This window comes from Aquibaculum arenosum (assembly GCF_029222965.1).
Lineage (GTDB): Bacteria > Pseudomonadota > Alphaproteobacteria > Kiloniellales > DSM-21159 > Aquibaculum > Aquibaculum arenosum.
In genome coordinates this window covers 338,118-352,186 of record NZ_JARHUD010000002.1, presented here as the reverse complement: position 1 = coordinate 352,186, position 14,069 = coordinate 338,118, and the positions used below count along the sequence as shown (strand labels likewise).

Here is a 14,069-nt window from a genome sequence, read left to right as displayed (position 1 = left end):
TTGCATGGGCACAGGTCTGGCTTATCGCTCCTGGCGGGTGATTATGAGTCGGGTGCCCGCGCTCGGGCCATTGGGGGCGGATGCGATTTTTTTCGTATTTGTGACAGCTCAGGATTCTCGTTGAATCCGACGACTCTAAGGGCCGGAAGCTGAAGCTCGGACTCAGCAGAGCGCGGGCGTTCTGCAAACGGTCTCATTGCCTCTCACCCTCAGCCCCTGTACATTACCTTACTCGCACTAATGGTTGCCGTGTTCCCGGCACGCACCTTTTTGTAAAAGGGCTGTTAGGGCCAATTAGCACTTTGCAGATAGTACAAGAAAGACCTCTGGCGGGTGAATAACGGCTGCGAGGTCTGCGGGAAATAGTGGCCGCGCTTCGTTTGTGACTTTGAAAGTGGGTGTACGGTGGAGACTGTGGTCCTCACCGACATGTGGTGGCGCGCTCGGGGGCGATGGGCGGCATGAAGGGGCAGGAGTAGGCATGGCTGCGGGGCTGCAAGCGAGAGAGCTGGAGGACGTTGGGGCTGCCGGAGGAGAAACCGGCGATCTCGTGGAAATCTGGGCCAGGGTGCGGGCGCGGCTGCGTGCCGAGGTCGGCGATGCCGCCTTCCGCAGTTGGTTGAAGCCTCTGACGCTGATCGGCCTGCACAATGGACAGCTTCGGATGGCGGTCCCCTCGCGCTTCATGCGCGATTGGCTCAACAGCAATTACGTCGATCGGATCCAGATGCTCTGGAGCGAGGAGCAGCCGACGCTCGTCGGCGTTGAGATTGTTGTGCGCCCGCCTGCCCGCCCGGCAGCGGCTGAAACGCCCGCGCCTGCAAATGCGCCGTCAAACAAGAGTGCGCCCGGCGAGGCCCCTGTGGTGGAAGTACCGACTGGCCTTCCCGAACGCATTTCCCGGGCTGAGCCGGAGCAACCGCCCCTGCTCGAGGTAGATGACGAGGCTGAGCGCTGTCGAGCCATATCCGCCTCCCTGGATCCGCGCTTTACCTTCGAGAACTTCGTCGTGGGCAAGCCCAACGAGTTTGCCTATGCCGCAGCTCGCAGGGTGGCGGAGGCGGAAACGGCCCCCTTCAATCCGTTGTTTCTCTACAGCGGCGTGGGACTGGGCAAGACTCACCTCATGCATGCCATCGCTTGGCAGATCCGGCACTCTCATCCCGACAAGCGGGTGATCTATCTTTCGGCCGAGAAGTTCATGTACCAGTTCGTGCGCGCTCTGCGCACCAAGGACACCATGGCCTTCAAGGAGCAGTTCCGCTCCGTCGACGTGCTGATGATCGATGACGTGCAGTTCATCTCCGGCCGCGATGCGACCCAGGAAGAGTTGTTCCACACCTTCAACTCCCTGGTGGATGATAATCGACAGATTGTGATCTCCGCAGACAAGAGCCCCTCGGACTTGGAGGGTGTGGAGGAGCGTATGCGCTCGCGTCTAGGCTGGGGCTTGGTGGCGGACATCCATCCCACCACCTATGAGCTGCGCCTGGGAATCCTCCAATCCAAGGCGGAGCAGCTCGCTGTTCCTATCCCTGAGAAGGTGCTGGAGTTCCTGGCGCACAAGATCACCTCGAACGTGCGCGTGCTGGAGGGGGCGCTGAACCGCTTGGTCGCCCATGCCACCCTCGTGGGCCGCTCCGTGACCCTCGAGACCACCCATGATCTGCTCCAGGACCTGCTGCGCGCCAGCGACCGGCGGGTCACCATCGAAGAAATCCAGAAGAAGGTTGCCGAGCACTTCAATGTCCGCCTCTCGGATATGTACTCGGCGCGACGGGCGCGGTCCGTGGCTCGGCCGCGCCAGGTGGCGATGTATCTCGCCAAACAGCTCACCTCGCGTTCCCTGCCCGAGATCGGCCGCAAGTTCGGTGGGCGCGATCACACGACGGTGATGCACGCCGTGCGCAAAATCGAGGAACTCAAGGCCACCGACCACGCCTTTGCGGAGGATGTGGACCTGCTGCGGCGCATGCTCGAGGGCTAGCTCCAGCGGCCGCAGTTGCGCGCGGCAGAAGAGGCAAAAAGCCTGCGACTCGGCGCCTCGCCGCAGGGTGGCGCTGCGACGCCCAAATCCGCGAAAAACCTTATCTTTTTGCTGTGTTGTGGTATAGTGCCCCTCCGCTTCTCCGGCGGCCTTGCTGATGGCCGTCCGAAGGCGCGGAAACATGCCACATTTGGCCGTTCGGCGGGTTTGTCGGGCGCGCTCGGGTGTGCGTTCGTAACTCGTAATCGCAATCCGGACGTTTCTAGAGACGATATGAAGCTGACCATCGAGAGAGCGGCTCTTTTGCGGTCGCTGGCCCATGTCCAGAGCGTCGTGGAGCGACGCAACACCATTCCGGTGCTGTCCAACGTGCTGTTGGAGGCCTCTGAGGGGCAGCTTGGCCTCACGGCGACGGACATGGATCTGACCATTCATGAAACCACGCCGGCGATGGTCCAGGAGGCCGGGGCGACGACGGTGCCGGCCCACACCTTCTATGACATCATCCGCAAGTTGCCGGATGGCAGCGAGGTGGAGCTGGCCCTGGACGGAGAGAAGGGGCAGGTTCGTCTGCGCGCGGGGCGTTCGAACTTCTCGCTCTCGACGCTGCCGCGCGAGGACTTTCCCTCAACGGCCAGCGTCGAACTGCCTTGCCGCTTCACGCTGCAGGCCGGCGAGGCGATCAACCTGATCGACCGGACGCGCTTCGCCATCTCCACCGAGGAGACACGCTACTATCTGAACGGCATCTACCTCCACGCCGGAACCAGCAATGGCGTCGATGTCCTGCGCGCCGTGGCCACAGACGGCCACCGGCTTGCACGCTTCGAGATGGCCTTGCCGGAAGGGGCGGGGGAAATGCCTGGGGTGATCGTGCCGCGCAAGACCGTCAATGAGCTGCGCAAGCTGATCGATGAGGTTGAGGGCGGGGTCGAGGTGGCGTTGTCGGAGACTCGGGTGCGCTTCACCTTTGGCAGCGTCGAGCTGGCGTCGAAGCTGATCGACGGCACCTTCCCGGACTACGAGCGCGTCATTCCCAGCGGCAACGACAAGGTCATGAGCGTCGATTGCCGGTCTTTCGCTTCCGCCGTCGACCGTGTTTCCACGATCTCGACGGAGAAAAGTCGGGCGGTGAAGCTGGCGCTGCGGGATTCGGCGCTGGTGCTCTCTGCGACCGCCCCCGATGCCGGCAGCGCAGAAGAGGAGGTTCCGGTCCACTACGAGGGTCCTCCTTTGGAGATCGGCTTTAATTCCCGCTACCTCCTGGACATCGCCCAGCAGATCGAGGGCGAGGGGGCGGAGTTCACCATGGCCGACGGTGCCTCGCCGACAATCGTGCGTGATGCCGCCGACCCCAGCGCGCTCTACGTGCTGATGCCAATGCGGGTGTGAGGCAAAGCGCCCTGTCCGGGTGCCAGGCCCAGCCAGACGGAATGGAGCAATCAGCAATACAGCATAGCTCAGCTCTGCCAAGTGACACGCACCCGCTATCGGGGGCTGACGAGGGACGGGTATGGGTGGCACGGCTGTCGGTCCAGCGCTTTCGCAATCTGCGTCAGGCCGAACTGACAGTCGGTGCCGGGCCGGTTGTGCTTTTGGGCGAGAACGGCGCCGGCAAGACGAACCTTCTGGAGGCCCTGTCCTTCTTGACCCCTGGCCGCGGGCTGCGTCGTGCGCGCCTTGGTGACCTGGAAAGCCGGCTGCCCGGCAACGAGGGAGCGGGGCAGGGCGGCTGGGCCGTGGCAGCACGGGTGGAAACCCCTTGGGGCGCGCATGACCTTGGCACTGGGCGCGACATTACCACCGCGCCGGGCCAGGAGCGTCGCGTGATCAAGGTCGACGGCGAGTTTGCCTCGAGTCAAGCGGCTCTGGGCGCGGTGCTGGCGGCGGTCTGGGTGACGCCGGAAATGGACGGCCTGTTCCGAGAGGGCGCCAGCGAACGTCGGCGCTTTCTCGACCGATTGGTCTATGCCTTCGATCCGGCTCACGCCGGGCGTCTGAGCGCCTATGAGCGCGCTTTACGCGAGCGCGCGCGTCTGTTGCGCGAGGGGCGCGGCGAACCCGAGTGGCTGGGCGCCCTGGAGCGGACCATGGCGGAGAAGGCAGTGGCGATCGCCGCGGCCCGCCGGGATATGGTGGGGCGTCTTGCTGGTGCCTGCGCCGAGACCAGCGGTGCTTTCCCGCGCGCCGAACTTGGCTTGGCCGGAGATGCGGAGACCTGGCTGGACGAGTTGCCGGCCCTTGCGGTTGAGGAGCGGCTGCAGACGCGCCTGCTGGAAAGCCGGGGGCGTGACAGCGAGACCGGTGGCGCCGTGGTGGGCGCGCACCGCTGTGACTTGCTGGTTCATCACGGCCTGCACGGTCGTCCCGCCGGCCTCTGCTCCACTGGGGAGCAGAAGGCACTGCTGCTGGCTATCGTGCTGGCGCATGCGCGGCTGACCGGCCTGGAGCGAGGTGGCATGCCGCTCTTGCTCCTGGATGAGGTCGCCGCCCATCTGGATGCCCGGCGGCGCGACGCGCTCTACGAAGAGATTCTCGCCATGGGGCTGCAGGCCTGGCTGACGGGAACGGATGCCGCACCTTTTGCGGCTCTGAACGGCGCGGCACAGCGCTTTCGCGTGCAGGACGGCATGTTTATCGAGTGACGGCTGGGCGCCCGCCTGGCTGCTTTGTTGATGCAATGAAAGACGGAAAACTCATGGTCAGCGCAAACGTGAACCCCACTCCGGAGCGCGAAGACGGTCTGGATCCGGAAGTCTATGGCGCCGGATCGATCAAGGTCTTGCGTGGTCTGGAAGCCGTGCGCAAGCGCCCGGGCATGTACATCGGCGACACCGACGATGGCTCGGGCCTGCACCACATGGTTTATGAGGTGGTGGACAACGCCATCGATGAGGCGCTGGCAGGCTGGTGCGATACGGTCACCGTTACCCTGAACGGCGATGGCTCGGTGACGGTCACGGACAATGGTCGCGGCATCCCTGTCGACATGCATGAGGAAGAGGGCGTGTCGGCGGCAGAGGTCATCATGACCCAGCTCCATGCCGGCGGAAAGTTCGATCAGAACTCCTACAAGGTCTCCGGCGGACTGCACGGTGTCGGCGTCTCCGTGGTGAACGCGCTGTCTTTGTGGCTCGAACTGCGCATCTGGCGCGACGACAAAGAGCACCTGGTACGCTTCGAGGACGGGGAGACGGTGCAGCATCTCTCCGTGGTTGGACCGGCCGACGGCAAGCGCGGCACCCAGATCACCTTTCTCCCCTCCAAAGAAGTCTTCACGCAGACCGAGTACGATTTCCCCACGCTCGAGCACCGTCTGCGCGAACTGGCGTTCCTGAACTCTGGGGTGCGGATCCGCCTCACCGATGCGCGCCATCCGGAGCCGGTGCACAGCGATCTGCACTACGAGGGTGGCATCCAGGCCTTCGTGCAGTGGCTGGATCGCAGCCGGCATCCGCTGATCGACAAACCAGTCCACATGAGTGTGGAACGCGACGGCATCACTGTCGAAGTGGCGATGCAGTGGACCGACAGCTACCACGAGACAATGCTGTGCTTCACCAACAACATCCCGCAGCGCGACGGCGGTACCCATCTCGCCGGCTTCCGCGCCGCATTGACCCGACAGATCAATTCCTACGCCCAGTCCAGCGGCCTCCTGAAGAAGGAGAAGGTGAGCCTGACCGGCGATGATGCCCGTGAAGGTTTGTCGTGCGTGCTGTCGGTCAAGGTTCCCGACCCCAAGTTCTCCAGCCAGACCAAGGACAAATTGGTCTCTTCCGAAGTGCGTCCGGTGGTGGAGTCGGTGGTGAACGACCGCCTGTCGCAGTACTTCGAGGAGCACCCGGCCGAGGCCAAGAAGGTCGTCGGCAAGGTGGTGGAGGCGGCAGCTGCCCGCGAGGCAGCGCGCAAGGCCCGCGAGCTCACCCGCCGCAAGGGTGTGCTGGATGTGGCTTCGTTGCCAGGCAAACTGGCCGACTGCCAGGAGCGTGACCCAGCCAAGTCCGAACTCTTCATCGTCGAGGGCGACAGTGCCGGCGGCTCGGCCAAACAGGGTCGCGACCGGAAATTCCAGGCGATCCTGCCGCTGCGCGGCAAGATCCTGAACGTCGAGCGGGCGCGTTTCGACAAGATGCTTTCGAGCAACGAAATCGGCACGCTGATCACCGCGCTGGGCACCTCGATCGGGCCGGACGAGTTCAACATCGAGAAGCTGCGCTACCACAAGATCATTATCATGACCGACGCGGACGTGGACGGTTCCCACATTCGCACTCTCTTGCTGACCTTCTTCTTCCGGCAGATGCGTGAATTGGTGGAGGGAGGGCACCTCTACATTGCCCAGCCGCCGCTCTATCGTGCCAAGCGCGGCGAATCCATGACCTACCTGAAGGGCGACCGGGAAATGGAGGAGTACCTGATCGCCAACGCGATGAAGTCCACGGTGCTCACCAGCGACGGCCAGCAGCGCTCCGGCGAGGACCTTGCCGGGCTGGTGCGCCAGGCCCTGCATGCCCGCAAGCTGATCGAGACGCTGGTGTGGAAGGTCGGGTCCTGGGACGTGGTGGAGCAGGCGGCCATTGCCGGGGCCCTCGCGCCGCACCTGATGGCCGACGAGGCTGAGGCCGATCGGCTCGCCACGCTCGTGGCCGAACGCCTGGACACCCTCGCGCCCGAGTTCGAGCGGGGTTGGACCGGCAGTGCCGATGGAAAAGGGGGGCTGGTTTTCACCCGCACTTTGCGCGGCGTGCCGGAAACCCGTCGCCTGGAAGCCTCGGTCATCGCTTCCAGCGAGGCGCGCAGCCTAACCACGCTGCGCGATTCACTTTGGGAGCTTTACGAGGAGCCCTGCCTGCTCACAGGCAAAGACGTCGAAAAGATGGTCTATGGGCCTGTGTCCCTGTCGGACACGGTGCTGGCCTGGGGCCGCAAGGGAGTAACGGTCTCGCGTTACAAGGGCTTGGGCGAGATGAACCCCGGCCAGCTCTGGGAAACCACCCTCGATCCCGAGGCCCGTTCCCTGCTGCGGGTGCGGGTTGCACACGCCGAGGAAGCGGGCCAGATATTCGAGACCCTTATGGGCGACGAGGTGGAGCCACGGCGCGAGTTCATCCAGTCGAACGCCCTGCAGGTATCGAACCTCGACGTTTAGGCCCGATCGTCACTCCCTCTTTGGTATCGACCGGATTCACGCAAATGAACTAAACCCGGTGTGGCGTGGTTCATATTGAATGCGTGAATCCGATCAGAGACGACCGGCTCTAGGGAGAAGCCTGATGGACTTGGAAGAACAGCGCGAGGCATTGCTGCAGGCAGCACTGCCGCACGTGGTCTTCGACGGTTGGAGCGAAGTGACGCTGCGCGCCGCCTGTCGCGACCTTGGAATGGGCGTCGAGGCGGCCATGTCGGCCTTCCCCGGCGGCCCGCAGGATCTCGTCGAGGCTTTCTCCACCTGGGCCGACCGCGAAATGCTGGTGCGCCTGGCGGACCTCCCGCTCGAGGAGATGCGTGTGCGCGAGCGCGTTTCAGCCGGTGTGCGGCTGCGCCTCGAGGTCCTGGCGCCGCATCGCGAAGCCGTCCGACGTAGTCTGTCCTTTCTGGCGCTTCCGCAGAACGCCACGCTCGGTCCGCGCCTGCTCTGGCGCAGCGCGGACTGCCTCTGGTATGCCGCCGGTGACCGTGCAACGGACTACAATCACTACAGCAAGCGCATCCTGCTCTCCGGCGTGCTCTCCACCACCACGCTCTATTGGCTGGAAGACCGCTCGGAGGACTTCGCCGACACCCATGCCTTTCTCGAGCGTCGGATCGACGAGGTGCTCAAGGTCGGTGGCCGCTTCGGCAAAACCATGGGGCGCATGCTCGATCTCCCCGACCGCTTGATGCAGCGACGCAGTCGCTCTCCACTGCGCCGCCGCATGCGTGGCCTCGGCGTCAGGTAATCCGGCGCAGCAAGGCCAGAAAGGTCACCCGTTCCTCGGAGGACAGGCGGCCAAGGAGCCTGGCATCGGCTTCCTGTGCGCTGTCCAGCAGTCCGGCAATCAGAGCTTCGCCATCCTTCGTGAGTGTGAGCAGGGTGCGTCGCCGGTCCTGTGGATGGGGTGCCCGCGTGATCATGCCTCGCTCGCTCAAGCGCCTGACGACCCCCTGCACTGTGGCCGGGTCCATCGCCGCCAGCCGTCCCAGGTGGTTCTGCGACACGGGGCCCTGTTCGTGCAGCCGGGCCAGGGCAAAAAACTGGGTGGGAGTGAGATTGTCGGCGCCGATGCTCGAGAGGAAGAGCGCGCAGGCACGTTGATGCGCCCGGCGCAGCAGGTGTGCTACCTGCTCCTCGACGCAGAACGCAGGATCCGCCCCGTTGCGGTGGGCTGGGGACAGACTGATAATTTGGCTCATGAGGTTGCCTCCTGAAGAGAAGAGAGGGAACCTCCGCCTTTGATCCCGGCCAGTTTCATTGATCCGACCGTGCCAGCAACGGCATTTGCTTGATTTGTATCATATACGGGGCTTGCTGACCCGTCTATGGGAATGACACCATGCGCAGCAGTGCTCAACGCACGGGCGCGCAACGCGCAACGAGAACAGTGGGAGGATGGAGATGTTCCGCAAGATCCTGTTGCCGGTCGACCTGTCCGACGAAAGGCATGCTGATGCGGCTGTCGAGGAGGCGCGCAAACTGGCGCTGGTGCACGGCTCCGACGTGAGGGTGGTCACGGTGATCGACCTGCCTCCTGCGCCCGCGGCCAACTACCTGACCCGCTACATGCCGGATGAGATGCGAGCGGAGTTGGTGGGGACAGCCGAACGTGAAGCCGAAGCGATCGCCAAGTCCGTCCAAGCCGAGGGTCATTCCGCCGACGCGGTTGTGCGCTCGGGCAAGGTCTACCACGAAGTCCTGGAAGAGGCGGAGTCCTGGGGCGCCGATCTCATAGTCATGGGCTCGCACCACCCGGGGATGCAGACTTACCTTCTGGGCTCCAACGCAGCGCGCATCGCGCGCCACGCGGACTGCTCGGTGTTGATCCTGCGCACCCGCGAGGACTGATCACCCGGCCAGGGCACTAGAGCGGATCGCGTTTGATCTGTAACGCGCAGCGTTCAGAACAAAAGCGTGAATCTGCTCTAACGTTTGGTCTCAGCGGCAGAAGCGCCACTTTCCCATGTCGAGGTGGAAGTGGTCGTGGTGGGCGCGGTCGTGATCGGGGCCGATCACCCCCTGGAAGATGCTGCAAGCGCCGAGGTGAACCTCGCGCAGAAAGGCACGCTCGTCGCTGCGCCCGCGCCAGCCGGCTTCCACCTTGATCTTCCGTCCACTGGCCAGCGTGACCCCCGCGATGTCGATGGCATTGCCGGTGGCATGTTCGCTGCGTGGCCCCGCCATTCGGTTGTTCCGGTTGCGGCAGGCATAGGTTCCCCAATGCTCTACGTCGACCACGGCTTCGCCGAAGTGCCGCTGTGCCGCTGGCTGCAGCACATCCGCCTCGAAGATCGCGTAAGCTGCGGCGAGCGGGCAGGTGGCGGTGAACTCCCTGTTGAAGTTGACCGACGTGCCGCTCACCTCGATGGCGTTTGTGATGCCGCAGCCCTGCTGCACCGGCCGGTCAGGCACTGATGACAGGCGATGACCGCTGGCGCCCAGCGCAAAGGTGCAGAGCTGCGGGTTCTCCTGCAGGCTCGCCAGACTGACCCCATAGAGGTTCGCATTGGGATCGCGCGGTACCTCGCGCACGCTGCTGCCGCCCCCGCAGGCGGAGAGCAGCAAGGCAAGACCGGCAAGTGCCGTTGCGGCGGTTGTGGCTTCAGCGCCCCTGCCAGACCGGTTTGCGCTTCTCCATAAAGGCATCGATGCCTTCCCCCACGTCTGCGGCCATCATGTTGCAGGCCATCACCTCGGCCGCGTAGGCGTAGGCCTCCTCAAGCTGCTTTTCCTGCTGGCTGTAGAACATCTGCTTGCCGGTGCGCACCGCCACCGATGATTTGTCCACGATGCGGCCGAGCAGAGCCTGCACCTCGTGATCCAGCGCCTCTGGTGCCACGACGCGGTTGATCAGTCCGAGCCGCTGGGCCTCCTCGGCACTGATGAAATCCCCTGTCACCAGCATCTCGAAGGCAGGTTTGGTGCCGATATTGCGCGAAAGCGCCACCGCGGGTGTGGAGCAGAACAGGCCGGTGTTGATGCCCGAGGTGGCAAATCGCGCCTCGCTGCTCGCCACCGCCAGATCGCAGGTGCCCACAAGCTGACAGCCGGCGGCGGTGGCGATGCCGTGCACGCGCGCGATCACCGGCACCGGCAGGCGCCGAATGGAAAGCATCATGTCACTGCAGGCGGCAAAGAGGCGCCGGTAATAGCGCTGGTCCGGTTGGGCGCGCATCTGCTTGAGATCGTGTCCGGCACAGAAAGCCTTACCGGCAGCGCCGAGAACCACGGCCTGCAGCTTCGGGTCGTCTGCCAGGCTTCGGAACGTCTGGGTCAGTTCCGCAAGCAGTTCCTCGGACAGGGCGTTGTACTGGCGTGGTCGATTGAGGGTGAGCCAGGCCACGCCTTCGTGCTTCTCTTGCAGGAGCAACGGTTCATTTGCGCCTGTTGCAGTCATGCTCTCACGAGTCCCTTTGCTCTGGGCGGTGCTCCCTTGGAGTCGTCAAGTTCAATCTGGACCTTTCCTTCGCGTCGGGGCAAGTCATAAACACTGGATCGAATCGCATTCAATCTGAACCGCCACGGTGTTCAGATTGAATGCGTGAATCCGATCCAGATCAAAAAGGTAGAGCCGCTTTGCGCCTCTGTCGGATCGCTTCGCGAATCCAAACAGAGGTGATCGGCTCTCAAATCTGCGCAAGCACAGCGGGAGCAGCGGCTCATGGCGAAAATCACCGTCGAGGACATTGCCGAAATTGCGAAGGAGTTGAAGTGGGTGACCCTTCTGGGCATCACCGTGGAGAAGGTGGGGGAGGGCATGTCGCGCCTGCGCCTGCCGGCCTCGGAGGAGGTGCTGCGCCCCGGCGGCACGATCAGCGGCCCCACCATGATGACCCTGGCGGACTTCGCCATGTATGTTGCGGTGCTGGGTGCGATCGGCCGGGTTGAGATGGCGCTCACCACCAACCTCTCGATCAACTTCCTTCGCCCACCGCCTCCAGGTGACCTGATCGGCGATTGCCGCCTGCTCAAGCTGGGCAAGCGCCTGGCCTATGGGGAGGTATTGATCACCAGCGCGGCGGTGGGCGACGGCGAGCCGGTGGCCCACTCAACGCTCACCTACTCCATACCGCCGGAGCGCTGACTCTGGTTAGTTTCCCCTACCCAGCCTGTCGATATAGGCGATCACATGCGCTTGCTCGTCCGGGTAGAGCCGGAAGGTGGGCATGGGAAGGTGCTCTTCGGCCATGAAGTCTTCCAGCCAGACGTGCCCCTTGCGCGGATCCTGGCCGATTTCCATGAAACTGGGTGCTGGGCGGCGCGGCGCGCCGTCTGGTGCCACCTGATGGCAGGAGGCGCACCAACGCTCGGCCACTTCCAGTCCGCGGTCCGCGTCGACCGCGACGGCCACGCTTGGCGCCGCCGGTTCCTGAAAGGCGTCGGCAGAAGGCTCCGGTTCCTGCCCGGCGCAGGCAGCCAGCAGGATTGCGAGAAGGGGGAGGGCGCTGAAGTGTCTCATAACGATAGTCTATGCCGATTCCTTCTCGCGTGGGCAAGAACTCTGCCTGGGCGGTGATTTCGAGTCTTATGGTTCAGATCGGACCCGATTCGCGCTAGTCTCTGGTGACGGAGGTGGCGCATGACCGAGCTTTCAGCCTTCTCCCGCCAGATCTGGGAAGCGAAGTACCGCTATGCCGGTCCGCTGGACAGTCCCCCGGAGGCGGAGATCGATGCCACCTGGGACCGGGTGGCACAGGCCCTGGCTGCGGTCGAATCCGAGCCGGAGCGCTGGCGACCGCGTTTCCGCGATGCGCTGCAGGACTTCCGCTTCATGCCGGCGGGCCGGATTCTCTCGGGCGCTGGGACCGATCGGACGGTCACGCTGTTCAACTGCTTCGTCATGGGTGCTATCCCCGATGACCTCGGCGGGATCTTTGCCCATCTGCGTGAGGCCGCACTGACGCTGCAGCATGGCGGCGGCATCGGCTATGACTTCTCAACGCTCCGCCCGAAGGGCGCGCTGGTGAAGTCCCTGGGCGCGCCCTCGTCGGGGCCGGTCTCCTTCATGCAGGTCTGGGATGCCATGTGCGAGACCATTATGTCGGCCGGAGCCCGGCGCGGCGCAATGATGGCGACCCTGCGCTGTGATCATCCGGACGTGGAGGAGTTCGTCGATGCCAAGCGGGTGCCGGGGCGGCTGACCAACTTCAACCTTTCGGTCCTGGTGACGGACGCCTTCATGCGCGCCGTGCGAGCCGACGAAGACTGGTCGCTGCACTTTAATGGCCAGGTCTTCCGTAGTGTGAAGGCGCGCCGGCTTTGGGAACGCATCCTGCGCGCCACATACGAAACCGCCGAGCCCGGCGTGATCTTCATCGACCGGGTGAACCGTCTGAACAACCTGGCCTACTGCGAGACCATTCAGGCGACCAACCCCTGCGGCGAGCAGCCCCTGCCGCCCTATGGCGCCTGTCTCTTGGGCTCGATCAATCTCGCGGCCCTGGTCCGTGATGCCTTCACGGCCAAGGCGCGCCTCGATGAAGCGGCGCTGGAGGACCTGGTGAGGGTGGCGGTGCGCATGCTCGACAACGCCATCGACGCCTCGCGCTTTCCCCTGGAGGCCCAGCGCCGGGAAGCCCGGGCCAAGCGGCGGATTGGTCTCGGCATCACTGGCCTGGCCGATGCCCTGATCTACTGCGGGCTGCGTTACGGCAGTCGAGAGGCGGTGGACTGGGTGGAGGGCTGGATGGCCGCCTTGCGCCGCGCCGCCTATTTGGCATCAACGGAGCTTGCGGCGGAGAAGGGTGTTTTTCCGCTGTTCGACCGTGAGGCCTTTCTCGCCGGCGAGGCAACCCAGGGCCTCGAGCCCGAAATTCGCGTAGCCATTGCCGAGAAGGGCCTGCGCAACGGTCTGCTCACCTCCGTTGCGCCGACCGGCACGATCTCGCTGCTGGCAGACAATCTCTCCTCGGGTCTCGAGCCGGTCTTCGCCTTTTCCTATCGTCGACAGGTGCGCGAGCCCGACGGCAGCCGTCGCAGCGAGCTGGTGAGCGACCCCGCCTGGCGGGCCTACCGCGAGCGCTTCGGCGCTGCGGCGCCCCTGTCCCCGGCCTTTGTCGAGGCCAAGGACCTCTCGCCGGAGGATCACCTGGTGATGCAAGCGGCGGTGCAGAAGTACGTGGACGCCGGGGTTTCCAAGACCATCAACCTGCCGGCGGAGATCCCCTTCGAGTCCTTCCGTCGGGTCTACGACCAGGCCTGGGACCTGGGCTGCAAGGGCTGCACCACCTACCGGCCCAGCCCCCTGCGGGGGGCGGTGCTGGAGGCGGGGGCGGATCGACCGGCAGCTCAGCCAGAAGCGGAGCCGCCGACGGCCGAGCCGCTGGCCCGGCCGGAGACCCTGCCAGGGCGTACCTACAAGCTCACCTGGCCGGAAAGCGATCACGCACTCTACGTCACCATCAACGATGTTGTGCGCGAAGGCCGTCGCCGCCCCTTCGAGATCTTCATCAACTCGAAGAACATGGAGCACTACGCCTGGACGGTGGTGCTCACCCGCATGATTTCCGCGGTGTTCCGTCGCGGCGGCGCGGTCGGCTTCGTCGTGGAGGAGCTGAAAGCCGTCTTCGACCCGCGCGGCGGCGCCTGGATGGACGGACGCTATGTGCCCTCCCTCCTGGCGGCCATCGGCGGCGTGATCGAGCGGCACATGATCGACACCGGCTTCCTGCCTGCCGACGCCGAAGGGAAGCTGGTGGCGGGAGAGGGCGTGGCTTCCAACGGTGACGCCATCGCGCCGGCCCTGCGCCAGTGCCCCAAGTGCGGCTCCCTGGCCCTGCTGCGCCAGGAAGGCTGCGATCTCTGCACAGCGTGCAGCTACAGCCGCTGCGCGTAATTCCTGTCAGCCGAGGCCTTGGCTGCGGACAGCGCGCTGACACAGGCACG

Annotated in this window: 12 protein-coding genes; 8 read left to right on the top strand and 4 right to left on the bottom strand. The window is 64.6% G+C overall.

What is annotated here, in order from left to right:
• The first annotated feature begins 481 nt into the window (after positions 1-481).
• The 5 genes from dnaA to P2G67_RS04495 all read left to right on the top strand — a co-directional run bounded on the left by dnaA (position 482) and on the right by P2G67_RS04495 (position 7,929).
• Positions 482-1,987 (top strand): chromosomal replication initiator protein DnaA, encoded by a 1,506-nt coding sequence (gene dnaA / locus P2G67_RS04515; RefSeq protein WP_275820463.1) that lies wholly within the window; start codon positions 482-484, stop codon positions 1,985-1,987.
• A 273-nt stretch (positions 1,988-2,260) separates the two neighbouring features.
• Positions 2,261-3,379: a DNA polymerase III subunit beta gene (gene dnaN, locus P2G67_RS04510; RefSeq protein ID WP_275820461.1), complete on the top strand. Its 1,119-nt coding sequence runs from the start codon at positions 2,261-2,263 to the stop codon at positions 3,377-3,379.
• Positions 3,380-3,504: 125 nt separating this feature from the next.
• Positions 3,505-4,632: a DNA replication/repair protein RecF gene (recF, locus tag P2G67_RS04505; RefSeq protein WP_275820459.1), complete on the top strand. Its 1,128-nt coding sequence runs from the start codon at positions 3,505-3,507 to the stop codon at positions 4,630-4,632.
• A gap of 53 nt (positions 4,633-4,685) precedes the next feature.
• Positions 4,686-7,139: a DNA topoisomerase (ATP-hydrolyzing) subunit B gene (gyrB, locus tag P2G67_RS04500; protein ID WP_275820457.1), complete on the top strand. Its 2,454-nt coding sequence runs from the start codon at positions 4,686-4,688 to the stop codon at positions 7,137-7,139.
• Positions 7,140-7,263: 124 nt separating this feature from the next.
• The gene (locus P2G67_RS04495) at positions 7,264-7,929 is read left to right on the top strand and encodes a COQ9 family protein (protein WP_275820455.1); all 666 of its coding nucleotides are present in this window, start codon (positions 7,264-7,266) and stop codon (positions 7,927-7,929) included.
• Here P2G67_RS04495 and P2G67_RS04490 read toward each other — a convergent pair.
• The gene (locus P2G67_RS04490; RefSeq protein ID WP_275820453.1) at positions 7,922-8,383 is read right to left on the bottom strand and encodes a MarR family winged helix-turn-helix transcriptional regulator; all 462 of its coding nucleotides are present in this window, start codon (positions 8,381-8,383) and stop codon (positions 7,922-7,924) included. The two genes, P2G67_RS04495 and P2G67_RS04490, sit on opposite strands and share 8 nt — an antisense overlap.
• A gap of 202 nt (positions 8,384-8,585) precedes the next feature.
• On the opposite strand from P2G67_RS04490, the gene P2G67_RS04485 reads away from it, so the two are divergent.
• A complete protein-coding gene (locus tag P2G67_RS04485) occupies positions 8,586-9,032 on the top strand; it encodes a universal stress protein (protein WP_275820451.1) in 447 nt (148 codons plus the stop codon).
• 90 nt (positions 9,033-9,122) lie between these two features.
• Here P2G67_RS04485 and P2G67_RS04480 read toward each other — a convergent pair whose 3' ends face one another.
• Together P2G67_RS04480 and P2G67_RS04475 are read right to left on the bottom strand one after the other, a co-directional pair.
• Positions 9,123-9,716, bottom strand: coding sequence for an extensin-like domain-containing protein (locus tag P2G67_RS04480; protein ID WP_275820449.1), 594 nt, complete (start codon positions 9,714-9,716; stop codon positions 9,123-9,125).
• Positions 9,717-9,786: 70 nt separating this feature from the next.
• Complete coding sequence (locus P2G67_RS04475) at positions 9,787-10,581, bottom strand: enoyl-CoA hydratase (protein ID WP_275820447.1); 795 nt, start codon at positions 10,579-10,581, stop codon at positions 9,787-9,789.
• A 264-nt stretch (positions 10,582-10,845) separates the two neighbouring features.
• On the opposite strand from P2G67_RS04475, the gene P2G67_RS04470 reads away from it, so the two are divergent.
• Positions 10,846-11,268 carry a PaaI family thioesterase gene (locus P2G67_RS04470; RefSeq protein ID WP_275820444.1) on the top strand — a complete coding sequence of 141 codons (423 nt, stop codon included), beginning with the start codon at positions 10,846-10,848 and terminating at the stop codon, positions 11,266-11,268.
• Positions 11,269-11,274: 6 nt separating this feature from the next.
• Here the strand turns inward: P2G67_RS04470 and P2G67_RS04465 are convergent, their stop codons facing one another.
• The gene (locus P2G67_RS04465) at positions 11,275-11,643 is read right to left on the bottom strand and encodes a cytochrome c (protein WP_275820442.1); all 369 of its coding nucleotides are present in this window, start codon (positions 11,641-11,643) and stop codon (positions 11,275-11,277) included.
• A 120-nt stretch (positions 11,644-11,763) separates the two neighbouring features.
• Between P2G67_RS04465 and P2G67_RS04460 the strand changes: the two genes are divergently transcribed.
• Positions 11,764-14,019 (top strand): adenosylcobalamin-dependent ribonucleoside-diphosphate reductase, encoded by a 2,256-nt coding sequence (locus tag P2G67_RS04460; protein ID WP_275820440.1) that lies wholly within the window; start codon positions 11,764-11,766, stop codon positions 14,017-14,019.
• The last annotated feature ends 50 nt before the right edge of the window (positions 14,020-14,069 follow it).

What these genes read in the sequence shown, in the direction of transcription:
- dnaA (WP_275820463.1), top strand. Translation starts at nt 482, where the DNA reads ATGGCTGCGGGGCTGCAAGCGAGAGAGCTGGAGGACGTTGGGGCTGCC.
- dnaN (WP_275820461.1), top strand. Translation starts at nt 2,261, where the DNA reads ATGAAGCTGACCATCGAGAGAGCGGCTCTTTTGCGGTCGCTGGCCCAT.
- gyrB (WP_275820457.1), top strand. Translation starts at nt 4,686, where the DNA reads ATGGTCAGCGCAAACGTGAACCCCACTCCGGAGCGCGAAGACGGTCTG.
- P2G67_RS04495 (WP_275820455.1), top strand. Translation starts at nt 7,264, where the DNA reads ATGGACTTGGAAGAACAGCGCGAGGCATTGCTGCAGGCAGCACTGCCG.
- P2G67_RS04490 (WP_275820453.1), bottom strand. Translation starts at nt 8,383, where the DNA reads ATGAGCCAAATTATCAGTCTGTCCCCAGCCCACCGCAACGGGGCGGAT.
- P2G67_RS04485 (WP_275820451.1), top strand. Translation starts at nt 8,586, where the DNA reads ATGTTCCGCAAGATCCTGTTGCCGGTCGACCTGTCCGACGAAAGGCAT.
- P2G67_RS04475 (WP_275820447.1), bottom strand. Translation starts at nt 10,581, where the DNA reads ATGACTGCAACAGGCGCAAATGAACCGTTGCTCCTGCAAGAGAAGCAC.
- P2G67_RS04470 (WP_275820444.1), top strand. Translation starts at nt 10,846, where the DNA reads ATGGCGAAAATCACCGTCGAGGACATTGCCGAAATTGCGAAGGAGTTG.
- P2G67_RS04465 (WP_275820442.1), bottom strand. Translation starts at nt 11,643, where the DNA reads ATGAGACACTTCAGCGCCCTCCCCCTTCTCGCAATCCTGCTGGCTGCC.
- P2G67_RS04460 (WP_275820440.1), top strand. Translation starts at nt 11,764, where the DNA reads ATGACCGAGCTTTCAGCCTTCTCCCGCCAGATCTGGGAAGCGAAGTAC.